Origin of the sequence: Gordonibacter sp. RACS_AR68, assembly GCF_030418485.1 — a bacterium.
Lineage (GTDB): Bacteria > Actinomycetota > Coriobacteriia > Coriobacteriales > Eggerthellaceae > Gordonibacter > Gordonibacter urolithinfaciens.
The window spans coordinates 64,298-89,548 of the sequence record NZ_JAIPUP010000008.1 but is presented as its reverse complement, the minus strand read 5'-3'; the positions used below and the strand labels follow the sequence as shown (position 1 = coordinate 89,548).

23 protein-coding genes and 1 pseudogene are annotated in these 25,251 nt (G+C 69.4%); 21 read left to right on the top strand and 3 right to left on the bottom strand.

Annotation, left to right across the window (positions count from 1 at the left end; all coding sequences use genetic code 11):
- On the top strand, nt 1-2,527 hold a 2,527-nt coding region (locus K9U15_RS13850; RefSeq protein WP_301156389.1), incomplete at its 5' end, for an AAA family ATPase.
- Between the two features lie 64 nt (nt 2,528-2,591).
- Here the strand turns inward: K9U15_RS13850 and K9U15_RS13845 are convergent.
- The gene (locus K9U15_RS13845; protein ID WP_087192125.1) at nt 2,592-2,942 is read right to left on the bottom strand and encodes a hypothetical protein; all 351 of its coding nucleotides are present in this window, start codon (nt 2,940-2,942) and stop codon (nt 2,592-2,594) included.
- Between the two features lie 108 nt (nt 2,943-3,050).
- On the opposite strand from K9U15_RS13845, the gene K9U15_RS13840 reads away from it, so the two are divergent.
- From K9U15_RS13840 to K9U15_RS14575, 5 genes are all read left to right on the top strand, one after another.
- The gene (locus tag K9U15_RS13840; RefSeq protein ID WP_123674138.1) at nt 3,051-3,452 is read left to right on the top strand and encodes a PadR family transcriptional regulator; all 402 of its coding nucleotides are present in this window, start codon (nt 3,051-3,053) and stop codon (nt 3,450-3,452) included.
- Nucleotides 3,433-3,990: a DUF2812 domain-containing protein gene (locus K9U15_RS13835; RefSeq protein ID WP_123674139.1), complete on the top strand. Its 558-nt coding sequence runs from the start codon at nt 3,433-3,435 to the stop codon at nt 3,988-3,990. The genes K9U15_RS13840 and K9U15_RS13835 overlap by 20 nt, the downstream gene beginning before the upstream one ends.
- Before the next feature lie 54 nt (nt 3,991-4,044).
- Nucleotides 4,045-4,965, top strand: a complete 921-nt coding sequence (gene ftsY / locus K9U15_RS13830; protein WP_096228419.1) for a signal recognition particle-docking protein FtsY — start codon at nt 4,045-4,047, stop codon at nt 4,963-4,965.
- Nucleotides 4,966-5,139: 174 nt separating this feature from the next.
- Nucleotides 5,140-6,555 carry a signal recognition particle protein gene (ffh, locus tag K9U15_RS13825; RefSeq protein WP_087192109.1) on the top strand — a complete coding sequence of 472 codons (1,416 nt, stop codon included), beginning with the start codon at nt 5,140-5,142 and terminating at the stop codon, nt 6,553-6,555.
- A 2-nt stretch (nt 6,556-6,557) separates the two neighbouring features.
- Entirely contained in the window at nt 6,558-7,067 is a 510-nt protein-coding gene (locus tag K9U15_RS14575) for a ClbS/DfsB family four-helix bundle protein (RefSeq protein ID WP_367316894.1), read from the top strand.
- A 166-nt stretch (nt 7,068-7,233) separates the two neighbouring features.
- On the opposite strand, the pseudogene K9U15_RS14570 reads toward K9U15_RS14575, so the two are convergent.
- Both K9U15_RS14570 and K9U15_RS13815 read right to left on the bottom strand, forming a co-directional pair.
- Nucleotides 7,234-7,530: pseudogene (locus tag K9U15_RS14570) on the bottom strand (histidine kinase dimerization/phospho-acceptor domain-containing protein); the annotation flags it as partial.
- 427 nt (nt 7,531-7,957) lie between these two features.
- On the bottom strand, nt 7,958-8,629 hold the full coding sequence (locus K9U15_RS13815) for a response regulator transcription factor (protein WP_123674146.1): 672 nt from the start codon (nt 8,627-8,629) through the stop codon (nt 7,958-7,960).
- A 182-nt stretch (nt 8,630-8,811) separates the two neighbouring features.
- Here K9U15_RS13815 and K9U15_RS13810 point away from each other — a divergent pair, with 182 nt between their 5' ends.
- The 15 genes from K9U15_RS13810 to ppdK all read left to right on the top strand — a co-directional run bounded on the left by K9U15_RS13810 (nt 8,812) and on the right by ppdK (nt 25,164).
- Nucleotides 8,812-9,507, top strand: a complete 696-nt coding sequence (locus K9U15_RS13810) for a response regulator transcription factor (protein WP_123674147.1) — start codon at nt 8,812-8,814, stop codon at nt 9,505-9,507.
- The gene (locus tag K9U15_RS13805; protein WP_096228428.1) at nt 9,504-10,682 is read left to right on the top strand and encodes a sensor histidine kinase KdpD; all 1,179 of its coding nucleotides are present in this window, start codon (nt 9,504-9,506) and stop codon (nt 10,680-10,682) included. The genes K9U15_RS13810 and K9U15_RS13805 overlap by 4 nt, the downstream gene beginning before the upstream one ends.
- A 63-nt stretch (nt 10,683-10,745) precedes the next feature.
- Nucleotides 10,746-11,519 (top strand): ABC transporter ATP-binding protein, encoded by a 774-nt coding sequence (locus tag K9U15_RS13800; RefSeq protein ID WP_096228429.1) that lies wholly within the window; start codon nt 10,746-10,748, stop codon nt 11,517-11,519.
- A gap of 13 nt (nt 11,520-11,532) precedes the next feature.
- Nucleotides 11,533-13,974 (top strand): FtsX-like permease family protein, encoded by a 2,442-nt coding sequence (locus K9U15_RS13795; RefSeq protein ID WP_301156387.1) that lies wholly within the window; start codon nt 11,533-11,535, stop codon nt 13,972-13,974.
- Between the two features lie 294 nt (nt 13,975-14,268).
- Nucleotides 14,269-14,775, top strand: a complete 507-nt coding sequence (locus tag K9U15_RS13790; protein ID WP_096228431.1) for a GNAT family N-acetyltransferase — start codon at nt 14,269-14,271, stop codon at nt 14,773-14,775.
- Nucleotides 14,776-15,166: 391 nt separating this feature from the next.
- On the top strand, nt 15,167-15,412 hold the full coding sequence (rpsP, locus tag K9U15_RS13785) for a 30S ribosomal protein S16 (protein WP_087192343.1): 246 nt from the start codon (nt 15,167-15,169) through the stop codon (nt 15,410-15,412).
- A 5-nt stretch (nt 15,413-15,417) separates the two neighbouring features.
- The gene (locus K9U15_RS13780) at nt 15,418-15,672 is read left to right on the top strand and encodes a KH domain-containing protein (RefSeq protein WP_087192342.1); all 255 of its coding nucleotides are present in this window, start codon (nt 15,418-15,420) and stop codon (nt 15,670-15,672) included.
- The gene (locus tag K9U15_RS13775; protein ID WP_096228432.1) at nt 15,673-16,194 is read left to right on the top strand and encodes a ribosome maturation factor RimM; all 522 of its coding nucleotides are present in this window, start codon (nt 15,673-15,675) and stop codon (nt 16,192-16,194) included.
- A gap of 38 nt (nt 16,195-16,232) precedes the next feature.
- Nucleotides 16,233-16,988, top strand: a complete 756-nt coding sequence (trmD, locus tag K9U15_RS13770; RefSeq protein WP_096228433.1) for a tRNA (guanosine(37)-N1)-methyltransferase TrmD — start codon at nt 16,233-16,235, stop codon at nt 16,986-16,988.
- Nucleotides 16,989-17,018: 30 nt separating this feature from the next.
- Nucleotides 17,019-17,591, top strand: coding sequence for a signal peptidase I (gene lepB, locus K9U15_RS13765; RefSeq protein ID WP_096228434.1), 573 nt, complete (start codon nt 17,019-17,021; stop codon nt 17,589-17,591).
- Nucleotides 17,592-17,773: 182 nt separating this feature from the next.
- Nucleotides 17,774-18,346: a signal peptidase I gene (gene lepB, locus K9U15_RS13760; RefSeq protein WP_096228435.1), complete on the top strand. Its 573-nt coding sequence runs from the start codon at nt 17,774-17,776 to the stop codon at nt 18,344-18,346.
- 67 nt (nt 18,347-18,413) lie between these two features.
- Complete coding sequence (locus tag K9U15_RS13755; RefSeq protein WP_087191641.1) at nt 18,414-19,376, top strand: glycine--tRNA ligase subunit alpha; 963 nt, start codon at nt 18,414-18,416, stop codon at nt 19,374-19,376.
- On the top strand, nt 19,369-21,459 hold the full coding sequence (gene glyS, locus K9U15_RS13750; protein WP_123674150.1) for a glycine--tRNA ligase subunit beta: 2,091 nt from the start codon (nt 19,369-19,371) through the stop codon (nt 21,457-21,459). Before K9U15_RS13755 ends, glyS begins: the two co-directional genes overlap by 8 nt.
- Nucleotides 21,460-21,463: 4 nt before the next feature.
- The gene (locus K9U15_RS13745; RefSeq protein ID WP_087191639.1) at nt 21,464-22,360 is read left to right on the top strand and encodes a pyruvate, water dikinase regulatory protein; all 897 of its coding nucleotides are present in this window, start codon (nt 21,464-21,466) and stop codon (nt 22,358-22,360) included.
- Nucleotides 22,361-22,425: 65 nt separating this feature from the next.
- Nucleotides 22,426-25,164, top strand: coding sequence for a pyruvate, phosphate dikinase (ppdK, locus tag K9U15_RS13740; RefSeq protein WP_096228437.1), 2,739 nt, complete (start codon nt 22,426-22,428; stop codon nt 25,162-25,164).
- Nucleotides 25,165-25,251: the final 87 nt, after the last annotated feature.

Sequence of the window (25,251 nt, the reverse complement as noted above, 5' to 3'; positions counted from 1 at the left end):
CGCCGAGCGCGAGCGCGCCGACGCCGACGTGGCGCGCCTTGCCGAGGAGCACGCGTCGCTCACCGAGCGCCACCGCGCGCTCGACCGCGAGGCGGCCGCGCTCACCGAGGCGCGCCGAGGTGCCGAGCGCGCGCAGGAGCAGGCGCGCCGCGAGCTCGCGGCCACGCAGGAGTCGCTGGCCAGCGGCCTGGCGCACGTGAAGCTCATCGAGGGCCACGGAAAGGAGCTGGAGCTGCAGCTCCAGCGCTCGCAGACCGATGCCGCAGCGCTTGCCGAGGCGGCCGCGGCCGCCGGCGCGGCGCTGGAGGCGCTCGCCGACCGCGAGGCGGCGGCGCGCGAGGCGGTGAGCACGGCGTTCGCCGCACGCGAGGCCGCCCGCACCGCGCTCGAGGAGGCCCGCGACGAGGCGTCGCTTTTGGCCTCGGAGATCAAGGGGCTCGAGGAGGTGGAGCGCGCGAGCGCCGCCGCAGGGCCCGCCCGCGCCTGGCTGCTCGATCACTCCGACGAGCTGTCCTGCGCCTTGGCACCGCTCTCGCACGTGCTGCGGGCCGAGGCGGGGTCGGAGGCGCTCGTGGAGCGCCTGCTGGGCGGCGACGTGGCGGCGCTGCTCGTGGACGAGACCGCCGGAGCGGCCGCCGTGGCGGCCGCGCTCGCATCCTGCGACGAGCAGGGCGAGGTCGTGCTCGTGGCCCGCGACGACGCCGCCGGGCCCGGCCACGCCGCCGACGAGCTGCCTGCACGCGCCGCCGCGGCGGCCGGGCTCGGGCGCGCGCTCGTGGACGGGCTGTCGTACCCGCCCGAGGCCGCTCGCGCCGTGGAGGCGCTGATGGGCGACGTGGTGGTGTGCGACGGCCTGGACGCTGCGCTCGCCGCCCATGCGCGCGACGGCTTCGGCGCCCGCTTCGTCACGGAGGACGGCTGCGTGGTGTGGCCCGGGGGCAAGGTGACGCTCGGCGCCGCTGCAGCCGACGATGCCGAGGGCGTGCTCGCCCGCGCCCGGCGCCTCGACGGTTTGCGGGCCCGCCTCGCCGAGGCCGACGCCGCCCGCGACTCGGCCCAGCAGGCGTCCTCCGCGGCCGAGGAGGCGCTGCGGCAGGCCCAGGGCGAGAGCCTGCGCCTGTCCCAGGAGCTGGCCGAGCTGCGCGGCAAGACGGACGCCGCCCGCGCCGACGCGCGCCGCGCCGAGGAGAAGCTGGCGGCCGTGCGGCGCGAGTTCGAGGACATCGAGCGCCAGCGCGCCGAGGCCGAGCGCACCGTGGCCGAGGCGCGGCCGTCGGTGGAGGCCCTGGAGCAGCGTCTGGCCGGCCTGGCCCAGCAGCTGGAGGACGATACGGCACGCCTCGCCGAGGCGCAGGACGCCGTGGTGCCGCTGCGGAAGCAGGCGGCCCAGGTGCGCGACGCGCTGGCAGAGGCGAAGCTCAAGGCGGCCACGCTCGCCGAGCGCGAGACCTACACGTCCCGCGTGGCGGATGCGCGCGCCCGCGAGATCGAGCAGGCGGCCGCGGCCGACGCCGATGCCCGCGAGGGTTTGCTGCGCAAAGTGGTGGCGCAGCGGCGCATCGAGCCCTTGCTCGCGATCATGGAGGAGCTCTCGGACAGCGCCCGGCGCCGCACGCGCGCGCTCGAGGAGGCTGCGAACGCCGCCCAGGACGCCGCCGGGGGCATGCACCAGGCGGCCAACGAGGCCCGTGCCGCCGCACGCTCCGCGCACGACGCGTTCGACGAGGCCAACGCCCGCATGGGCCAGGCCCGGGTCGACAAGGGCCGTCTGGAGGTGCAGGTGGAAGGGGCGGTGAACGCCATCGTCCACGACTGCAAGGTGCCGCTCGACCATGCTCTCGCGCTGCCCGCGCTAGACGACCGGGGCGCGGTGGAGGACCAGGCGTTCAAGCTGCGCCGCCGCATCGCCAACATGGGCACCATCAACCCCGATGCCGCCGACGAGTACGAGCGCCTCAAGGAGCGCTACGACTACCTGGCCGCCCAGCTGGCCGACCTCGACGGCGCGCGCCGTGCGCTCGGCAAGATCGTGCGCGTCATAGATGCCCGCATGAAGGACGACTTCGTCCGCACGTTCGACGCGGTCAGCAAGAACTTCAGCGAGATCTTCGCCGTGCTGTTCCCGGGCGGCTCGGCCGAGCTCTCGCTCGTTGACCCCGACGACCTGGAGAACACGGGCGTGGAGGTGACGGCGCAGCCGCGCGGCAAGCGCATCACGAAGATGATGCTCATGTCCGGCGGCGAGAAGTCTCTCACGGCGCTCGCGCTGCTGTTCGCGGTGTACCGCATCCGCACGACGCCGTTCTACATCCTCGACGAGGTGGAGGCCGCGCTCGACGACTCGAACCTGCGCCGCCTCACGTCGTACCTGGAATCGCTGCGCGACACCACGCAGCTCATCATGATCACGCACCAGCGGCGCACCATGGAGATGGCCGACGTGCTGTTCGGCGTGTCCATGCAGGCCGACGGCGTGACGAAGGTGGTCAGCCAGAAGCTCGAGCACGCCTTGCGCCACGCGGAATAGCGCAGCGGCCTGCATGCGGGATGGGGAGCGGGCGATGGCCGCGCTCCCGCCGCGGCCGCTATTCCTACTTCGCGATCAGGTAGACGATGTTGGCGAGCGCCCAGACGAAGAACAGCACGCAGTTGGCCCTCGCCAGGACGTTGAGCACCTTGTTCGACAGTTTCTCGCCTTTGACCAGCACGTCCGCGTTCAGCAACGAGAAGAAGAGGATCATGAGCGAGTAGCTGTTCATGTTGCCCTCGTTGCCCGTGGCCAGCGAGTAGACGAAACCCGCCCATATGAAGGGCAGCATGACCAGGGTTATCGCCTGGAACAGGCTCGCATCCTGCCGCTTGCGAAACTCGGGGTCCTTCCGCTGCTCGAACCAGCCCTTCGCCTGCCCGCTTGCAGCAGCTTCCAAATGCTCTTCAGCCATGATGAGACGCTCCATTTCCAGATAGAGTATAGTGGGAACCGAAAGTATTCGCTTGCAAGCAGGCTGATTGTAGCATAGTATCCATCATTGATATAGTAGAGGAGCGAAATGGCGAAGAGGAGCCCGTACGAGACGGGGGAGCTGTCCGACAGCATCTTCCTCATCCTCTTGGCCACGCTCGAGCCGGTGCACGGATACCGCATCATGCAGGGCATCAAGGAGTCCACGCAGGGCACGGTGGAGATCGGGCCGGCCACCATGTACACGACGCTCAAGAAGCTCAAAGGCGCGGGCTGGATCGCGGAGATCGCCGACGCGGCCGAGGGGCCCGAGGGGGAGAGCCGCATCCGCTACGCGGCAACCGACGAGGGCCGCGCGGTGCTGCGGCGCGACTTCGAGCGGCGCCGACGGCTGATGGTGCTCGCCGAGGGGCTGTTGGGCGGGAAGGACGGGAGCACCGCGGACATCGGGGCGATGGGCGAGGGGGAGCATGGCGAACACGACCTATAGAATGTGCGGGGGCCTTGCAGTGATGCCGGGCCATGACATGGCGATGCTCGAGAGGATGAGCGCGAAGGGCTGGCATGTGACAGGTGTCAACCGGGCGCTCCTGTACCGTTTCGAGCGCGGCGAGCCGCACGGCTTCGACTACGCGGTGGACTTCCAGCGCGACTTCTCGGAGGAGGCGCGGGAGCTGTACGGCCTCGGCGGCTGGGAACCCGTCGTGCTGGGGCCCGGCTGGCAGATCGTGCGCGCCGAGGCCGGCACCACGCCGCTGTACACCGACGACGACGCGGAAGCGGAGACGCTTCGGGAGAGCCGGAAGGGGCTGGGCCTGCGCGCGCTCCTCTGCGCGGTTGCCGCGGCGTTGCTCTTCGTGCTCCAGTCACGGCTTTCGGCCCAGGGCAACGAGCCGGCGTCGTGGGCCTGCCTCGCGGCGTGCATGGTCCTCGCGGCCGGGTTCGTCTTCTCGCTCTTCCCCTTCGTCGGGTATACGCGTTCCTTGCGCAAGATCCACGCCGAGCAGGAGGCGGACCCGCGCTGCTGACGTGCGGCCCCATTTGGGATACACTGTTCAGGTTGTTGAGAAAGGAGCCCGCACATGGGATTTTTCGATAGGATCAGCGAGGGGCTCTCCCGCTCGCGCGACAAGTTCAAAGAGCAGATGAACGTCCTTCTGGACCGCGGCCCGGATCTGGACGACGAGTTCTGGGATGGCCTGGAGGAAACGCTCATCCTAGCCGACATCGGGGGCGCGGCGGCCAGCGAGATCGTGGAGAACCTGCGTGACCAGGCCACGCGCAAGGCGCTGCCCGATGCTTACGCCGTTCTCGACCTGCTGAACGACCAGATAGCCTCCACGTTCACGCCCGGCGGCGAGGACGTGTTCGGCGGCGGGCCGGCCGTGGTGCTGTTCGTGGGCATCAACGGCACGGGCAAGACCACCACGGTGGGCAAGCTGGCCAAGGAGGCCACGGACGCGGGCCGCACGGTGCTCCTGGGCAGCGCCGACACGTTCCGCGCGGCGGCCATCGAGCAGCTGGAGGTGTGGGCGCGGCGCGCGAACGTGCCCGTGTGCACGCGCGAGCGCGGCAGCGACCCGGCGAGCGTCTGCTACGACACCCTCGAGCGCGCCGAGCAGGAGGGCGCCGACCTCGTGCTGGTGGACACGGCCGGGCGCCTGCACACGTCGGCCGACCTCATGCGCGAGCTGGAGAAGGTGGTGGCCGTGGTGCGCAAGCGCTCGAATCTGCCCGTGTTCACCGTGCTCGTTATCGATGCCACCACCGGCCAGAACGGCCTTCAGCAGGCACGCGAGTTCGACCGCGCGCTCGATCTGGACGGCGTGATCGTCACGAAGCTCGACGGCACCGCGAAGGGCGGCATCGCGCTGGCTGTGAGCCACGAGCTGGAGCTGCCCGTGCTCAAGATCGGCGTAGGAGAGGGCCTCGACGACCTCAAGGACTTCGACGCGCACGACTTCGCGCGCGCCCTCGTCGGCGACTTCGACGAGCGGGGCTAAGAGCGCATGGGGTCTGGTGCTCGGTAGAACCATGGCACTGCGAAGGCCGTATTCGTAATTGTTCGGAAGACCACCCCCAGTCGTTGAAAAGGTGAAGTTCGCGTCCGCATGCGTCGATCAAGTATAATCTCCCATTAAGCGTACGACATGACCGACCGATGGGAGCGCACTTCCATGCTCGAGAACCTCTCCGAACGCCTTCAGGGCATATTCAGCGGGCTGCGCGGCAAGGGCCGCCTGACCGAGGACGACATCAACGACGCCATGCGCGAGATCCGCATGGCGCTTCTGGAAGCCGATGTGAACTTCAAGGTGGTGAAGGGCTTCATCGCCCGCACGAAGGAGCGCTGCCTGGACGCGGAGGTGCTCGACTCGCTCACGCCGGCGCAGAACGTCATCAAGATCGTGCTCGACGAGCTCACCGAGCTCTTGGGCCGCACGGACAGCAAGCTCGTGCTCTCCAGCCGCATCCCCAACGTCATCATGCTCGTGGGCCTGCAGGGCTCCGGCAAGACGACGGCCGCCGCGAAGCTGGCCTACCGCCTGAAGCAGGAGAACCACTCGCCCTTGCTGGTGGCCTGCGACGTGTACCGTCCCGCCGCGGCCGACCAGCTGCAGACGCTCGGCGGCGAGATCGGCGTGCGGGTGTACCGCGGTGACGGCCAGGACCCGGTGCGCATCGCCACCGAGGGCATCCAGGACGCCATCGACAACCTGCGCGACGTGGTGATCGTGGACACGGCGGGCCGCCTGCACGTGGACGACGAGATGATGGACGAGGCCGAGGCCATCAAGCGTGCGGTCAAGCCCGACCAGATCCTCATGGTGGTGGACGCCATGACCGGCCAGGACGTCGTGAACGTGGCTGCCGCCTTCTCCGAGCGCGTGGACTTCGACGGCGTGATCATGTCGAAGATGGACGGCGACGCCCGCGGCGGCGGCGCGCTGTCCATCAAGCAGGTCACGGGCAAGCCCATCAAGTTCATCTCGTCCGGCGAGAAGCCGGACTCGCTCGAGGAGTTCCACCCCGACCGCATGGCGAAGCGCATCTTGGGCATGGGCGACGTGGTCAGCCTCATCGAGAGCGCCGTGAAGGTGCAACAGGAGGAGGTCGAGCAGGAGCAGGCCGAGCGCATGATGCGCGCGAACCTCACGCTCAACGACTTCATCGATATGAACCGCCAGATCCGCAAGATGGGCGGCATTTCCAAGCTGATCAGCGCATTGCCCGGCGGCGACAAGGCCATGTCGCAGGGCCAGGTGGACGAGGGCGCGCTCGACCACATGGAGGTCATCATCAACTCCATGACCAAGGCCGAGCGCGAGAAGCCCGACCTGCTGAACGGCTCGCGCCGCGCGCGCATCGCCGCCGGCGCCGGCGTGACCGTCTCGGACGTGAACCAGCTGATCAAGAAGTTCAACGAGACGAAGAAGATGATGAAGAAGATGATGCCCGCCGTGGAGGACCTGCAGGGCGGCAAGAAGGGGAAGAAGGGCAAGAAGGGCCGGCGGCGTCGCATGGGCCTGCCCGGCATGGGAGGCATGAGCATGGCCGACATCAAGAAGCTCCAAGACATGATGGGCGAATAGGCATGATGCGGCGGCAACGGGGCCGCCTCATTCGTTTGAGGAGGGGCGCTATGCAGGGTTACGAGAGCAAGGAAGCGCTGATCGCCGAGATCCGGAAGACGGCCGGGCTGTTCGCTGCGGAGTTCGACGATGTGGCCGAGGCCGACGCCGACTCGACGGTCGAGGGCGTGGACCGCACGCCGCGCGAGATGCTGGCCTACCAGCTGGGGTGGATGGGGCTGTTGCGTGGCTGGGACGCCGACGAGCTGGCCGGCAAGGACGTGGCCATGCCGGCGCCCGGCTGCAAGTGGAACCAGATGGGCGTTTTGTACCAAGGCTTCTACGACGAGCATCGCGCGGAACCGTTCGAGCACCTGAAGCGGTCGTTCGAGGACGACGTGGACGCGCTCGTGCAGTGGGTCGACGGGTTCTCCGACGAGGAGCTGTTCGAGCCAGGCGCACGGACACGCGTGCACCGCCAGGCGAGTATGCAACGCCGTTGCTCACCACGTTGGCCAGCGCCTTGGCCATGAGTGCGGGGTTCGCCCGCACGGTGGCGTCGCCTTGTAAGTCAACGTCGAGCACGATGCCGCGCTCGTTCGCGAGCGGCGCGAGCGCGTCGCAGGTTTCCCGCACGAGCGCGGCGGCGGAAACGTCCTCCTGCGCGCGGTCAAGATCGTCGGCCTCCAAGCCAGCCACGAACAGAACCTCGCCCACGAGGCCCTCGAGGTTCTCGGTGGCCTTGAGGGCGGCGGGCAGGTGCTTGTCGCGGTCGGCGAAGTTGCCGATACCGTACAGCATGCACTCGATCTGGGCCTTGAGGGCGCACAGGGGCGTCTTCAGCTCGTGGGACACGGCGGCGAAGAAGTCGCGGCGCTGCCGCTCGGCGCGCTTGGCATCGGCCACGTCGGCGACGAGCCGGTTGATGATGCGGCTCACGCCCCAGGCCACGAGCACGGCCGCGGCGAGGATGGCCGTGACGACGGCGGGCAGCATGCTCCAGAACGCCGAAGGCAGCTCGCCGGCGGCGGGCAGGTTGGCCACGATGGTGAGGTAGCCGCTGTCCTGGTCGGCGAACCGCACGTTGGTCGACAGGGCGACGGCCGATTCGCTTCCCGTGTCCGGCTCGGTGCCGAAACGGGACGAGTCGTTGCCCACGACGAGCACGGCGGTTGCGTTGTTCTCGATGCAGAAGTCGTAGATGGGCTGGGCCGCATCGGCGTAGGGCGTTTCGGCGAGCTGCGCGCCGAGCGCGTCGAGGCGTTCGTGCACGCGCGATGTGGCCACGTTCTCGTAGCTGGCGGGCAGCGCCACGGCCACGAGCGCGTAGATGAGCGCGCTCGTCAGCGCGAGCGCGGCGGCCACGGCCAGGAACACCTTGAGTCCGAGGCGGCGCCGTCGCCTGCTCTCGTCGCTATGCCGCCTACGCCTCTCCAAGCTTGTACCCGATCCCCCGAACGGTGGCCACGAGGCCGGCGCCGAGCTTCTTGCGGATGTTCATGACGTGGATGTTGACGATCTTCGGATCGCTGGCGAACTCGTAGTGCCACACGAGGGAGAGCAGCTCGTCGCGCGTGAACACCCGGCCGGGATGGGCGAGCAGCAGCTCGAGCACGTCGAATTCGGTGCGGGTAAGGTCCACGGGGCTTCCGCCGCGGCTCGCCGTGCGGCCGGCGGGGTCGAGCGCTACGTCGCCGCAGCGCAGCAGTCCGTCGGCGCCGTCGGCCGGAGCGTGCGCGGCCCGGCGCAGCAGGGCCTCGGCGCGCCGCAGGACCACCTTCACGGAGAACGGCTTCGTCACGTAGTCGTCGGCAAGAAGCTCGAAGCCGCGCAGCTCGTCGGACTCGGCACCGAGCGCCGTGAGCATCATGACGGGAACGTCGGATTCCTGCCGTATGAGCTCGCACACGGTGAAGCCGTCGATCTTCGGCAGCATGAGGTCGAGCACGACGAGGTCGCAAGGCCGCGCGTGGAACGCCGCGATGCCCTCCATCCCGTCGGCGGCGAGCGCCACGTCGTGGCCCGCGCTCTTGAACACCTCGGCGAGCACGGTGCGGATGGCTGGTTCGTCTTCGATGATCAGCATGTGGGCCATGGGGCACCTCCTGCGCGCATGGTATCACAGCCCCTCGCTGCTGCGCCCGAACGACACAGGTTCTGCGAACGGCTCGCCGGATCCGCGCGAAACCCCCGTCCCGCGAGGGCGGTCGGCGTCGCTCCTTGCTACAATGGAGGCGTTCCGCCCGATGCGGGGAAGGGAGCGAGGGAAGGGGAGCGATGCCGAGCGTACTCATAGTCGACGACGACGCGGATCTGTCCGCCATCGTGGCGCGCTACCTCGAAAGCGAGGGGTTCGCGGTCGTGCGCGCTGCGAGCGCCGAAGAGGCCTACGACGTGCTGGGCGCCCGTCCGTTCGACCTCGTGCTGCTCGACATCAACCTGCCGGGCGACGACGGCTTCGCGGCGTGCGAGGCCCTTCGGCGCGCGAGCGACGTGCCCATCGTGTTCGCGTCGGCGCGCACGAGCGAGACGGACCGCATCGTCGGGCTCGACACGGGCGGCGACGACTACCTGCCCAAGCCCTACTCTCTGCGCGAGCTGCTCGCGCACGTGAACGCGCTGCTCAGGCGCTCTCGGGGGCGCTCCGGCGGCGCGGGACGGCCGCTCGTCGCGGGGCCGTTCGCCCTCGACGAAGCCGCCGGGACGCTCGCGAAGGACGGCGTCGTCGCGGCGCTGTCGCCCAAGGAGTTCGCGCTCGCCCGCTTCCTGATCGCGCATGAGGGCGAGACAGTGTCGAAGGAGCGCCTGCTGGCCGAGGTATGGGGCGCGTTCTCGGAGGTGGAGCCGCAGACGGTGTCGGTGCACATGAGCTGGCTGCGCGCGAAGGTGGAGGACGACCCTTCCCGCCCGGCCCACTTCAAGACCGTGCGGGGGAGGGGCTACCGCTTCGACGCCGAGGGCGGCGCGTCGTGACGGCGGCTTCGCGCGAGGGCGCGCGCATCGCGCGACGGCTCGTCGGCATCGCCGCCTCCGCGACGCTAGCCCTCGCCCTGGCGGCGCTCGCGGCCACGGCCCTGCTCGCGGGCGACGGGCCGGCCGCCGAGATGCGGGCGCAGACCGTGGAGCTGAACGCGGCCCGCGCCGAGCTGCCCGAAGGCGCGGACGTGGAGGCCGCCGACGCCGCGCTCTCGCGCGCGCAGGATGCGCTGCGAGCGGCCGCCGACGCGCGCGGCGGCCTCCCCGTCGCGCTCGTCTGGGCGCTCGCCGCGCTCGGCGCGGCATTCGCATGGGGCGTCGTCGCCTACCTCTACGTCGGTGTCGTGCGTCCCTTCATGCGGTTGGAGGCGTTCGCGCAGGACGTGGCGACGGGCAACCTCGACGCCCCGCTCGCCTATGAGCGCAGCAACCCGTTCGGCCGATTCACCTGGGCGTTCGACAACATGCGCGCAGAGATCAAACGCGCCCGCGCCGCCGAGGCCGAGGCCGTGGAGCGGGGCAAGACGGCCGTCGCCGCGCTGTCGCACGACATAAAGACGCCCATCGCGTCCATCCGCGCCTACTCCGAGGCGCTCGAGCTGGGCCTCGCGCGCACGCAAGCGGAGCGCGAGGGCTACGCGCGCACCATCGCGCGCAAGTGCGACGAGGTGACGTCGCTCACCGACGACCTGTTCCTCCACGCGCTCGCCGACCTCGACCGCATCCAGGTGCGCTGCGAGGAAGCGCCCATCGCCCGCGTCGTGGCTCGGGCGGTCGCGGACTTCGACGCGGGCGGCAGGGTGACGCTCGGGCGCCTCGACGAGGCGCAGGCGAGCTGCGACCCGAAGCGCCTCGAGCAGGCGATCGGGAACCTGTTGGCGAACGCCGCCAAGTACGCGCCCGGCGCGGACGTGGAGGTGGAGGGTGTCCTCGACACCGCCGCGCGCGCCTATCGCGTGCGCGTGCGCGACCGCGGCCCCGGCATCCCGCCCGAGGACCTGCCGTTCGTCGCCGACCGTTTCTACCGCGGCTCGAACGCCGGCGATGCGCCGGGCGCGGGCCTCGGGCTGTTCATCGTGCGCTACCTGGTTGAGCAGATGGGAGGCGGCTTAAGCCTCGAGAACGCCGAGCCCGGCCTCGCCGCCGTCCTCGAACTCCCCCTCGCATCTTAAGGACGCCTTAATGTTCGCGCGGCTACGATGCCTTCCAACGAATAGGCGAGACGAGAGGGCATCATGAAGAATCCCATCATCCAAACCGAGCGGCTGTGCAAGAGCTACGCGGCCGACGGGGTGCAGACCCACGTGCTGAGCAACGTCGACCTGACGCTCTACGAAGGCGATTTCACCGCCATCATGGGGCCGTCGGGCTCCGGCAAGTCCACGCTTCTGTACTGCCTTTCCGGCATGGACGCCCCGACGGCCGGCGACGTGCGCTATCGAGGCTCGTCCATCACCGGCTTGCGCGAGCGCGACATGGCCGAGCTGCGCGCGCAGCGCTTCGGGTTCGTGTTCCAGCAGGCTCACCTCGTGTCGAACCTCACGCTGTTCGAGAACGTGGCCGTGCCCGGCTATCTGAAGGCCGGGCGCTCGGCTGCCGACACGCGCGCGGTCGCGCAGGCGTTCGTCGAGCGCATGGGGCTCGATGCCGACGCGCATCATCTTCCCAGCCAGGCCTCCGGCGGCCAGCAGCAGCGCTGCGCCGTGGCCCGCAGCGTGGTGAACGATCCCGACATCGTGTTCGCCGACGAGCCCACCGGCGCGCTCAACCGTGCCAACACGCTCGAGGTGCTCTCGCTGCTTTGCGAGCTGAACGGCAGCGGCCAGTCGATCTGCATGGTCACGCATGACGTGCTGTGCGCCCTGCGCGCGAACCGCGTGCTGTACCTGGAGGACGGCTCGATCAAAGGCGAGCTCGAGCTGCCGGCCTTCCGCGGCGACGGCGGCGGCGCCTACCTCAAGGCCCGCGACGCCCAGGTGAACGCCTGGCTGTCGTCGCTGGCTTGGTAGGGGGGTGGACGTTATGGCGCTCATGCGCACGCTCGTCGCGGCCGGCCTCAAACGGGGGAAGGGCTCGTTCGCGGGCATCTTCCTGCTCATGGCCCTCACCGCCGCTGCGCTCACCTTCACCGTGAGCATGTACGCGGACTTGAACGCCCGCGAGGAGGCCGCGCTTGCCGAGATCGGGGCGGGCGACGTGTATGCCGTCGATATGGCGACGAACCTCACTGACGAGGTGGCCGCCGAGGTGGAGGCGCTGTCCGAGGTAAGCGAGGCGCGGGTGAACGGCGCCCTCTCCGTTCCCGTGAGGTTCTACGATGCGGGCGGCGAGGCCGTGGACAAGAACCCCACCTCGGGCACCGCGCTTGTGGCTTGGGGCGACGCCCTCGGCTTCCGCCTGTTCTCCGACGACGGGACGCATCTCGTCGACGAGGCCCGCGAGCCGGGCCCCGACGAGGTCTACGTGCCGGCGTCGCTCAAGGTCGCTCCTGGCGTTCAGGTAGGCGACGAGCTGGAAGTGCTGGTGGGCGACGAGGCACGCCGCTTCACCATCGCGGGATTCTTCGAGGATCCTCAGCTTGGCACGCCGTTTCTGGAGATGAAACGCTACGTGGTGGCGCAGGGAGCCTACGACGAGGTGGGCTCGCTCGTCGACGCGACCGTCGCGCAGGGCGGCGAACCGGCCGACGTTCTTTCTTCCTCGTCGAAGATGCCGGCGTATCGCATGGCCGAGATCAACGTGCGCTTGTCGGACGAGGCCCGCGCGACGGGCACGACCTCGACCGACCTCGCCCGGCTCATCGCGGATGAGGTGGCCTGGGCGAACACGGCAACGGGCATGTTCGCCGCCGACACGCTTGCCGGCTATGCGATGATGGTCGTGGTCATCGGCGGTGCCGTCCTGGGCGTGTTCGCGCTGCTGTTGTTCGTGATAGCGCTCGTCATCTGCACGCACGCCATCGCGACGTCCATCGAGGAGGATTACGCGGACTACGGCACGCTCAAGGCCCTCGGCTTGTCGAACCGCTCGCTGCGCGGCATGCTGGGCGTGGAGTACGTGGGCGTGAGCCTTCTGGGACTCGCGGCCGGCCTCGGGTTGGGCTGGGCGCTCGTGCCTCCCGTCCTGCCGTTCTTCGCGCAATTCACCGGCGTGCTGGCGACGAACGCAGCGCCTCCTGCGGCGGCGCTGCTCCTTTTGGCGGCGCTGCTGGCGCTGGTCGCGGCCGTCGTCGTATGCAAGACGCACAAGCTCTCGCGCATCTCGCCGCTCGTCGCTTTCCGGGGCGGCGCGGCCGACGTGACGTTCCGCAGCCGGGCTGCCCGCCCGTTGGGCGGCTCCCATCTCGGTTTGGGGTTGGCCGTGCGCGCTATCGTGTCGGCGAAGCGCCGCTACGTGGGGCTTGCGGGATGCGCGCTGGTCATGTGTGCATTCATCGTGCTCGTGTTCGGCATAGGCGGCGCGCTCGGCGGCCCGAATGCGGCGAAGGAGGCTTTCGGCATGTGGACGAGCGACGTGTCGGCCACCCTCGTCTCGCCCGACGCGAGCTTCGACGAGGTGGAGCGGGTCATCGAAGAGGTCAGCCCCATAGAGAAGTCGTGGAAGGAGTCGTTCGCCATGGTGAGCTTCGGGGGCGAGAGCCACTCGTTCGCGGGCTTGAGCGACCTTTCGCTGGTGACGGGTGTGGTGGCAGGGCGTCTGCCGATTCACGACAACGAGGCGCTCATCGGCGGAAACCTTGCGAAGTCGATGGGTCTTGGCATTGGAGACGAGCTGGCTGTCGACGGGGCGGACGGCGAGGAGCGCCGCTTCGTGGTGTGCGGGCTGCTCTCCGCCATGTTCAATGCCGGCTACGGCACCATCCTCACCTACGACGGGGTGTGCGACCTGGCCGGAAAAGGCGCGGACGTCGCCGAGACGGCGCGGCAGTACGTCCTGGCCGATCCGCAGAAGGCCGACGAGGCGCGTGCGGCCATCGAGGCGCGCTTCGGCGATGCGGTGGACGCGCGGCCTGCCGGCATGTTCAGCGATACCGAGGGCATGGTCGGCCTTATCCAGCAGCTGTTCACCATCATGGGCTTCGCCATGGCGACGGTCGCCGCGACGCTCGTGTTCCTCGCCGTGTCGCTCATCATCGGGCGCATGTTCACGGCCGAGCGTCACGACTTGGGCGTGTACCGCGCGCTCGGGTTCACGACGCGCGCGCTTCGCGTGCAGTTCGCCCTGCGCTTCTTCCTCGTGGCGCTCGCGGGCTGCTCGGCGGGCGCAACGCTGGCGGCGCTCGGCGGCAGCTGGCTCATGGGGCAGCTGTTCGGCCTCTTCGGCGTTTCGCGGTTCGCCATCGACACGAATCCGCTCATGGTAGGCGGCCTCACGCTGGGCCTTTCGACGCTGTTCCTGATCGCCGCCTACGCGAGCGCCCGCAAGGTGAAGCGCGTGGACGTGCGCAAGCTAGTGGCGGAATAGTCCTGCTCCGTCGGCTTGCCGGCCGTCGGAACCGCTCGATGCCGCGGCCGGCCGTGGCGCTCCGCCTTCGCGCGATCCCGGAGACCCGCATATCTGTTGTGCGTTTCGCCTTCGCAACCCCGCGAATCTGCCGCATCACGGCCGCCGTCGCTGATTCGCTGCGCCAACCTCGCCGGATCTTGCTTCCTCCTGCTCTCGACGGTTGCCGCCGCGTCGCGTGGACGGGGAGGCAGGGCGCGGCGCCCTCTGCTATACTGGCGCCGCATGGTGAAGCCCGCGAGAAAGGATGCGCCCATGGGCCTGGAGATTCGGCCGTACCGCGAGGAGGACCTCGCGGGAATGCTCAAGGTGTGGAACGAGGTTGTGGAGGGTGGCGAGGCCTTCCCCCAGATCGAGCCGCTCACGTTGGAGACCGCCGCGGAGTTCTTCGCGGCCCAGACGCTTTCCGTGGTGGCCGACCTCGACGGAAAGGTCATGGGCCTGTACATCCTGCACCCGAACAACGTGGGGCGCTGCGCGCACGTGGGCAACGCGAGCTACGCCGTGGCCTCGAGCGTGCGCGGGCTGGGACTCGGTCGTGCCCTTGTTGAGGACTCGCTCGCGCAGGCTGCGCGCAAGGGCTTCCGGGGCCTGCAGTTCAACGCCGTGGTGGCCGACAACGCCGGTGCCATCCACCTGTACGAGGACTTGGGCTTCACCCGCGTGGGCACCGTGCCCGGCGGCTTCGTGAACTTCATGGGCGGCTATGAGGACATCCATATCTACTACCGCGACTGCGTCGACACGCGCCGTCCCTGCTGAGGCTAGGAAGGCCCCGGTCGGGGCTGCCAGGGGGAGGGAATGGCGTCGGCTCCCCGAACCGCCCTCCCGGGCTGCCTGCCGTCCCGAGCAGCGGGCAGCCTCCCGGTCGTGGCACGCCGCGGCCTTCTCGCCCGGTTCGCCAAGCCCCCCACGTGCCGAGCGCAGGGGGAGCGCCCGAAACGTGGGCTTTTCGAGGACGTGGGGGGTCGGGGATGCTGGCTTTGCGGGGGTTCGCGTACAATAGCGGGCACTACGAGACGACAATCGCTTGTCAAACGGAAGATTACGCCGTATCATAAGCAATTGCTGTTTTGCGGGAATCGTGCGCGCGCCCAGAAGGCGCCGCCCAACCCGCCCGACCTGACGTAAGAAGCAAAAGGAGTTCACCTTCATGGCAGTCAAAATTCGCCTGGCCCGCCACGGCGCCAAGAAGCGCCCGTACTACCGCATCGTCGTCGCCGACGCGCGCTGCCCGCGCGACGGCAAGTTCATCGAGGAGGTCGGCCGCTACAACCCCTGCGCCAACCCCACGATGGTGCAGTTCGACCTGGAGAAGGTCGACCAGTGGATCAAGAACGGCGCCCAGCCCACCGACACGGTGGCGCGCCTGCTCAAGAACGCCCGCGAGAACGCGTAAGCGCCATGGCCGAGCAGACGGAAGACATCGTCGGCCTCGTCGAGTCCGTCGTGCGCCCGCTCATCGAGTTTCCCGATGAGCTGCAGATCGAGGCGAGCGATGCCGAGGACGGCTCCATCCTCGTGGAGCTCCGCGTGAACGAGGAGGATGCCGGCAAGGTCATCGGCCGCCAGGGGCGGGTCATCAAGGCCATCCGCACGCTCGCCCGTGCCGCCGCGTCGCGCACGAACACCCATGTCGAAGTGGAGCTCATCGACTAGATGCGCGCTTGGACGGACGTCGCCGTACTGGCGAGAACGAAGAACCTGCAGGGAGGGTTCGTCGCGCAGAGCGCGGCGGGCCTTCCCTTTTTGCTGTCGGAGGGCCTGGAGGTGGCCTTCGTGCCGCCCGTGTCGGACGCCCCGCGCTGCGCGCGGGTGACGACCGTGTCTGCCATCGATGACCGCACGGCCGTCGTGGCGTTCGACGCTGTGGAGGGCATCGACGCGGCCGAGGCCCTCGTAGGCTGCCACTGCCTCGTGCGCCGCGCAGACTTGCCAGAGGGGGCGCTGGACGCGCATGCCGGCACCTGGGACGGCTGGGAGGTGCACGACGCGCGCGCCGGCCTCGTGGGCACGGTGGCGGGCATCCAGGAGCTGCCGGGCCAGGACCTGCTGGAAGTCGTCCCAGCGGCCGGAGGCCGGACGGTGCTCGTGCCGCTCGTCGACGCGCTCGTGGCCGGCGTGGACGAGGAGGCGCGGCGCATCGACGTCGACCTGCCCGACGGCCTGCTCGAGCTGTAGCAGCAGCGCCGCCGTACCGCCTACCGATTGGACTTCCCATGATCATCGAGACGCTTTCGACGTTCCCTTCCATGTACGACTCCGTCATGGGCGCGTCCATGATGCGCATCGCCCAGGAGAAGGGCATCATCTCGTTCAAGGCGCACGACCTGCGCGACTGGACGCACGACCGGCACCGCACGACCGACGACGACCCTTACGGCGGCGGCGACGGCCTTGTCATGAAGTGCGAGCCCCTGTTCGAGGCTTACGACGACTTGACCTGCGGAGCCGGCGCTGACGGCGAGGCCTTGCCGTGCCCCTGCACCATCTTCCTGGCCCCGCACGGCCGGCCTTTCGACGACGCGCTGGCCTGCGAGCTGGCGCGCGAGGAGCGCCTTCTGTTCGTGTGCGGCCACTACGAGGGCATCGACGAGCGCGCCTATGCGCTGGCCGACCGCACCGTCTCGCTGGGCGACTACGTGCTCACGAGCGGCGAGCTGGCCTCCATGGTGGTCATCGACGCCGTGGTGCGCAAGCTGCCCGGCGTGCTGGGGGCGCCCACCGGCGCCCAAGGAGAGAGCTTCGCCGACGGCCTGTTGGAATACCCCCAGTACACGCGTCCGGCAACGTTCCGGGGCAGGGACGTGCCCGCCGTGCTGCTCTCGGGCGACCACGGCGCCGTGGCCCGCTGGAGGCGCGAGCAGAGCCTCGAGCGCACGGCGCGCCTGCGCCCCGACCTGCTGGACGCGGCCGACCTCTCGGACGCCGACCGCAGGTTTCTGCTACACTTGGCGGACGGAAGCGGGCGCTAGGCCCGCACGGAACAGAGGGAAGGCGGGATCATGGACCACGGCCGGCATGCGCGCACGGGCGCGCCGAGGGCGCCGCGCAGGATCGTCGCGGCGCTCTGGTGGGCAGCCTTCGTCGTTGCTTTGGCGTGGCTCCAGGTCACGTTCGTGCACCAGGCCTTCGCCGTGCCCTCTGGCTCCATGGAGAACATCATCATGACCGGCGACCGCGTCTACGCTGAGAAGGTGAGCTACCTGTTCCGCGACCCCCAGCCCGGCGACATCGTGACGTTCCAGGACCCGGAGATCCCCGGCCGCGTGCTCATCAAGCGCTGCATCGCGGTGGGCGGCCAGACGGTCGACCTCGTGGACGGGCGCGTGGTGGTGGACGGCGTGGCGCTCGACGAGCCCTACACCCGCGGCCTGCCCTCCGAGCCGCTCAAGACGGCGCTCGGCGTGGAGGTGTCCTACCCCTACACCGTGCCCGAGGGGCACCTGTGGGTCATGGGGGACAACCGCACGAACTCCAACGACTCGCGCTACTTCGGCGCCGTCGGGCGCTCGTCCGTGACCGCGCGCGGCGTGGCCGTCATCTGGCCGCTGGAGGACGCCGCCCTTATCGGGTAGGGGCGCCTGCGGGCGGAGCAACGGGCGCGCGCGGGCCGTCCGCCCGGATTTCGCCCGCTGATCGGGAATTTCTGAAGAGTTTATCGAACGCGCCGGGCGTGCTGGCGCGAAGCGCTATCATATACGCTCGTGACTTCATCCGGGCGCCCTCCGCGCCCGTTCGGAAAGGATAGACAACCTTCATGGACTCCGGGCAACACGCCGAGCCGCGCCGATCGGGCGCGTTCAGGACCATCCTCAGCCTGCTGGTCATGGTGGCCTTCATCTTCGGGCTGTCATGGGCGCTGCGCACGTTCGTATTCCAGCCCTACGAGATACCCTCCGGCTCCATGGAGAACACCATCATGACCGGCGACATGGTGTTCTCGGAGAAGATCAGCTACTACCTGCGCGACCCCCAGCCCGGCGACATCGTGACGTTCCAGGACCCGGAGATCCCCGGCCGCGTGCTCATCAAGCGCTGCATCGCGGTGGGCGGCCAGACGGTCGACCTCGTGGACGGGCGCGTGGTGGTGGACGGCGTGGCGCTCGACGAGCCCTACACCCGCGGCCTGCCCTCCGAGCCGCTCAAGACGGCGCTCGGCGTGGAGGTGTCCTACCCCTACACCGTGCCCGAGGGGCACCTGTGGGTCATGGGGGACAACCGCACGAACTCCAACGACTCGCGCTACTTCGGCGCCGTCGACGAGGACACGCTCACCGGACGCGCCGCGCTCGTGTACTGGCCGTTCAACAACTTCGGCCTGCTGGACTAGCAGGCCCGCACCCAGGGATCGAAGCCGCCTCGCGCGACTGCATAGGATAGGGAAGACAAGGAGAGCCATGCCAACCGAAACCGAGCCCGCCGCCCGTGCGGCGGGGCAGGCGGCCGCCGAGGCGCTGCCGCCCACGTTCCAAGACGTCATCATGAGCCTGCAGCGCTACTGGGCGGGCGCGGGCTGCGTCATCCTGCAGCCCTACGACAACGAGGTGGGCGCCGGCACGAACGCCCCGGCCACCACGCTGCGCTCGCTGGGCCCCGACACGTGGCGCACCGCCTACGTGCAGGGCTGCCGCCGTCCCACGGACGGCCGCTACGGCGAGAACCCGAACCGCACGCAGCACTACTTCCAGTTCCAGGTGCTCATGAAGCCCTCGCCCGACGACATCCAGGAGATGTATCTGGGGTCGCTGCGCGCCATCGGCATCGACGTGGACGCGCACGACGTGCGCTTCGTGGAGGACGACTGGGAGAGCCCGACGCTCGGCGCGTGGGGGCTGGGCTGGGAAGTGTGGATCGACGGCATGGAGGTGACGCAGTTCACCTACTTCCAGCAGGTGGGCGGCTTCGAGTGCAACCCCGTGCCCGTGGAGATCGCCTACGGCCTGGAGCGCCTGACCATGTTCGTGCAGGGCGTGGACTCCATGTTCGACATCGTGTGGAGCCGCGGCGCCGACGGCGTCACGTTCACGTACGGCGACGTGTACCTGGAGAACGAGCGCCAGTACTCCACGTTCAACTTCGAGGTGGCCGACACCGATTTCCTGTTCCAGGAGTTCAACGACCGCGAGGAGGAGTGCAAGCGCACGCTCGCGGCGAACCTGCCGCTGCCGGCCTACGACAGCGTGCTCAAGTGCTGCCACACGTTCAACCTGCTGGACGCCCGCGGCGTGATATCTGCCACGGAGCGCATGGCCTACATCCTGCGCGTGCGCACGCTGGCAAAGGCCGTGTGCGCGAGCTACATGGAGCACGTGGTGGGCATGAAGCCCGCCGAGGAAGGGGAGGAGGCCGACCGTGGCTAGCCTGCATACGCTCGCCTTCGAGATAGGCACCGAGGAGATTCCCGCGTTCGACCTGCACAAGGCCACGGGCCAGCTGGAGAAGCTCGTGCCCGAGGCGCTCGACGCCGTGCGCATCCCGCACGGGACCGTGTCCGTGCACACCACGCCCCGCCGCCTCATCGTGCTGGCAGAGGACGTGGCCGACGAGACCGAGGCGCTCCAGGAGGTGTTCCGCGGCCCGTCCGCCAAGATCGCGTTCGACGCCGAGGGCAACCCGACGAAGGCCGCCATCGGCTTCGCGCGCGGCAAGGGCCTGGACGTGGAAGCGCTCGAGCGCCGCGAGGAGAACGGCGCCGAGTACGTGTTCGCTGAGCGCAGCGTGCCCGCCCGCGACGTGGCGGAGCTTTTGCCCGGCGTGCTGGAGGGCGTGATCACCGGCATCTCCTGGCCGAAGTCGTGCCGCTGGGGCACCCGCAGCGAGTTCTTCTCGCGCCCGGTGCGCTGGCTCGTGGCCCTGCTCGACGAGCGCGTGGTGCCCGTGGAGTTCGCGGGCCTCACGGCCGGCAGGCTCACGCGCGGCCACCGCTTCCTGGCCCCCGGCCCGCACGAGGTGGCCGCGGCCGCCGACCTGCTCCCCGTGGTGGAGGGCGCCTTCGTGGTGACGAGCGAGCAGGCGCGCGAGCAGCGCATCCGCGCAGGCGTGGCGGAGGCGGAGGCCCAGACGGGCTACCGTGCCGAGCTGCCCGAGAAGACGCTTCTGGAGGTGGTGAACCTCTCCGAGTATCCCACGGTGCTCGTGGGCACGTTCGACGAGGAGTTCCTGCGCGTTCCCGAGGAGATCATCGTGGACGCCATGCTCATGCACCAGCGCTACTTCCCGCTGTACGACGGGGAGGGCAGGCTCACGAACAAGTTCATCGTCGTGACGAACGGCGACCCGGCGCATGCCGCCACCATCATCGACGGCAACGAGCGCGTGGTGCGCGCGCGCCTGTCCGATGCGAAGTTCTTCTACGAGGAGGACCTGAAGCACCCGCTGGAGACGTACGTCGACCGCCTGGACGAGGTGGTGTTCCAGGAGGTGCTCGGCACCATGAAGGACAAGACCGACCGCATCGCGGCGCTGGCGCGCCACCTGGCCGCCGACGCGCAGCTGGGCGCGGCGGACGCCGCCGATGCCGAGCGCGCCGCGTACCTGGCGAAGGCCGACCTCGTGACGAACGCCGTGGTGGAGTTCACGAGCGTGCAGGGCGTCATGGGCTCGTACTACGCCGAGGCGTCGGGCGAGAACGAGCAGGTGGCCCGCGCCATCGCCGACCACTACCGCCCGCGCTTCTCCGGCGACGAGCCGCCTGCGTCCGACGTGGGGCGCGTCGTGGCCATGGCCGACAAGCTGGACACCATCTGCGGCCTGTTCGCCGTGGGCCAGGGCCCCACGGGCTCGTCAGACCCGTTCGCGCTGCGCCGCAGCGCCATCGGCATCGTGGCCATGCTGGAGGCCGGCCTGCCCGTGTCGCTCATGGGGGCCGTGGACGCCTCGCTCGCCACGTACGCGGATGCCGGCATCGGCTTCGATCGCGACGACGTGCGTGCCCAGGTGGCCGACTTCTTCGTCACGCGCACGAAGGTCATGCTGCGCGACTCCGGCGCGTCCCCCGACGCCATCGACGCCGTGCTGGCGGCAGGCGTGGAGGAGCCGGCCCAGGTCATCGCCCGCGTGCGCGCCCTCGAGGCCGCCCGCACCGGCGAGCGCGAGGCGTTCGACGATCTGGCCACGGCCTACGCGCGCGCCAACAACCTGCGCGACGCGGAGCTGGGCGAGGAGGTGGACGAGGCCCTGATGGGCGACGCCGAGCGCGCCCTCGCGTCCGCCGCGCGCGACGTGGAGTCGCAGGTGGCCGCCGCGCTCGCCGCCGACGACTACGCGGCGGCCCTCGCGGCGCTCGCCGACTTGCGCGCGCCCATCGACGCCTTCTTCGCCGACGTCCTCGTCATGGACGAGGACGAGGCCGTGCGGGCGAACCGCCTGCGCCTGCTGAACCGCTTCGTGGGCGTGTTCACGGACGTGGCCGACTTCGGCAAGATGGCGAAGGGCGGCAAGTAGCGCCATGGACGACCTCGTCTCGTACGGCACGCCGAGCGCCGGCCCCGGGGGCCTCCCCACCATACACGTGGTCAGCGACTCGGTGGGCCTCACGGCCCAGGCGGTGGCCCGCGCGGCCGCCGCCCAGTTCGGGGTCACGAACCCCGCCATCGAAGTGCTGCCGAAGGTGCGCACGTTCGAGGAGATCAAGTCCTTCATCGACGAGCACGGCGCCGTCCACCGGCAGAACTCGGGCGACGGGCGCATGCTCGTGTTCTACACGCTGGTGAACGGTCATCTGGCGGGCCAGCTGGCTGCCTATGCGGCAGCTCGCGACGATATCGTGGCGGTGGACCTCATGACCGACGCCATCGGGGCCATCGCGCGCATGACGGGGCGCGATCCGTCCACTAAGCCCGGCGGCCTGCACGTGGCCGACCAGTACTACTTCAAGCGCATCGAGGCCATCGAGTTCACCATCGCCCACGACGACGGGCGCAACCCGCAGGAGCTCTCCCAGGCCGACATCGTGCTCTTGGGCGTGTCGCGCTCGTCGAAGACGCCCACGTCCATCTACCTGGCGCAGCAGGGCTACAAGGTGTCGAACATTCCGCTCGACCCCGCCACCGAGCCGCCGCGCGAGCTGCTCGACGTGGAGCGCACGAGGCTGTTCGGGCTCATGACCACGGCCGAGGTGCTCATCGGCATCCGCCAGCGCCGCCTGGGCAATGCGAGCGTGGTGGCGTCGAGCTACGCGGATCCCGAGTACGTGTACCAGGATCTCGAGAAGGCCCGTGCGCTCATGCGCAAACTCGGCTGTATTGTCATCCACACCGAAAATCGCGCCGTTGAGGAAACGGCTCAAGAAATTTTGCGCTACTATGAGCGCGCCCACCCTCCATCCGCTGATATGATGGGCTAGGCCTGCGAACCAGCAAGGGGTTCGGTACTCTGTACGATTGAAACGTCGCGTTTAAGGAGAAAAAGGTGACCGAAGAAGTCAAACGAGTCTATGCATTCGGCAAAGACGCTCAGGGCAACAACGTAACCGAGGGCAACACGCACATGAAGGCGCAGCTGGGCGGCAAGGGCGCCAACCTCGCCGAGATGGCCAACATCGGGCTGCCCGTGCCTCCCGGCTTCACCATCACGTGCCAGACCTGCATGGAGTACGCCAACGCCGACAACACGTGGCCCGAGGGCGCGCTCGACACCATCCAGTCCTACCGCGAGGACCTCGAGGCCCGCATGGGCAAGAAGATCGGCGATGCGGCCGACCCGCTGCTCGTGTCCGTGCGCTCCGGCGCGCCGATGTCCATGCCCGGCATGATGGACACGGTGCTGAACCTCGGCCTGAACGACGAGTCCATCAACGGCCTCATCGCCCAGACCGAGAACCCGCGCTTCGCCTGGGACTCCTACCGCCGCTTCATCCAGATGTTCTCCAATGTGGTCATGGGGCTTGACGGCGACCTGTTCGAGAACGCCATCACGTCCATGAAGAACGTGCGCGGCGCCGCCTCCGACACCGACCTCTCGGCCGACGACCTCAAGGAGCTCGTGGCCGAGTTCAAGCAGATCTTCTCCGAGAACGTGTCCGCCGAGGAGTACCCGAGCCTCGTGGTGGACGGCTCCGTGCAGTTCCCGCAGGACCCGAGCGCGCAGCTGCAGCTGGCCATCGAGGCCGTGTTCGGCAGCTGGAACAACCCGCGCGCGGTCCTCTACCGCAAGCAGAACAAGATCGCCGACGACCTGGGCACCGCCGTGAACGTGCAGTCCATGGTGTTCGGCAACAAGGGCAACACGTCGGCCACGGGCGTGGCGTTCACGCGCAACCCTGCCAACGGCGAGAAGGAGTTCTACGGCGACTACCTGGTGAACGCCCAGGGCGAGGACGTGGTGGCCGGCATCCGCAACACGAGCCCCATCGCCGACCTCAAGCACGTGGAGGGCCTGGAAGAGGCCGGCCGCGAGCTGGAAGAGGTGTTCGTCACGCTGGAGAACCACTTCCGCGACATGTGCGACATCGAGTTCACCATCGAGCAGGGCAAGCTCTGGATGCTCCAGACCCGCGTGGGCAAGCGCACCGCCGCCGCCGCGCTGCACATCGCCATCGAGATGGAGAAGGAGGGCCTCATCTCCAAGGAGGAGGCCGTCATGCGCGTCGACCCCGAGCAGCTCGACCAGCTGCTGCACCCGCAGTTCGACAAGAACGCCTCCTACGACGTGGTGGCCAAGGGCCTGAACGCGTCCCCCGGCGCCGCCGTGGGCGAGGCCGTGTTCTCGGCCGCCGACGCCGTGGCCGTCACCGAGGCCGGCCGCAAGTGCGTGCTCGTGCGCTGGGAGACGAACCCCGACGACCTGGCCGGCATGATCGCCGCCGAGGGCATCCTCACGTCGCATGGCGGCAAGACGAGCCACGCGGCCGTCATCGCCCGCGGCATGGGCGCGCCGTGCGTCTGCGGCGTGGAGGCCCTGAAGATCGACGCCGAGAAGAAGGAAGCGGCCGTGGCCGGCACGGACATCGTCATCCGCGAGGGCGACATGGTCTCCATCGACGGCACGACGGGCTCCGTGGTGCTGGGCGCCGTGGATCTCGTACTGCCCGAGCTCACCGGCGACCTGGACACCATCCTGGAGTGGGCCGACGAGTTCCGCACCATGGGCGTGCGCGCCAATGCCGACAACCCCGAGGACGCGGAGCTCTCCCGCAGCTTCGGCGCCGAGGGCATCGGGCTCTGCCGTACCGAGCACATGTTCCTGGGCGACCGCAAGCAGATCATCCAGTCCTTCATCCTGAACGACGAGCCGGCCATCCGCGAGAAGGCGCTCGCCGACCTGCTGGAGGCCCAGACGGGCGACTTCTACGGCATGTTCAAGGCCATGGACGGGCTGCCGGTCATCGTGCGCCTGCTCGATCCGCCGCTGCACGAGTTCCTGGAGAGCCCGCGCGACCTGGAGGTGGAGATCGCGCGCCTGGAGGCGTCGGGCACGCCGGCCGCCGAGCTCGCCGACAAGCGCCAGCTGCTGAGCCTGGTGGACGCCATGGCCGAGGCGAACCCGATGCTCGGCCTGCGCGGTTGCCGCCTGGCCATCCTCTACCCGGAGCTGCCGGCCATGCAGACGCGCGCCATCGCCACCGCCGCCGCCCGCCTGAAGAAGGAGGGCCTGGACCCCGAGCCCGAGATCATGATCCCGCTCGTGAGCGTGCTTCCCGAGCTGGAGACGCTGCGCGGCGAGGTTGAGGCCGTCATCGCCGAGGTGTGCGAGGCCGAGGGCGTGGAGCTGGACATCCCCATCGGCACGATGATCGAGCTGCCGCGCGCGGCCGTCACCGCCGACGAGATAGCCACCCAGGCCGACTTCTTCAGCTTCGGCACGAACGACCTGACCCAGACGACGTTCGGCTTCAGCCGCGACGACGTGGAAGCCAAGTTCATCCCGCGCTACCTGGAGCGCCGCATCCTGCCGTGCAACCCGTTCGAGACGGTCGATGCCGGCGTGGCCGCGCTCGTGGACATGGGCTGCACGAAGGGCCGCGCCACGAACCCGGACATCCAGCTGGGCGTGTGCGGCGAGCACGGCGGCGACCCCGACTCCGTGAAGACGTTCCACAAGATCGGCCTCACCTACGTGAGCTGCTCGCCCTACCGCGTGCCGCTCGCGCGCCTCGCCGCCGGCCAGGCGGCGCTGGCCGAGAAGATGGGCGACCACCGCGATAAGTAGGCCGTTCGCCAGCACCCGGCACCTCACGGAGGGCCCGCAGCTGCGGGCCCTCCGCCGTTTTCGGGAAGCGCGCCCACGCAGCTGCGC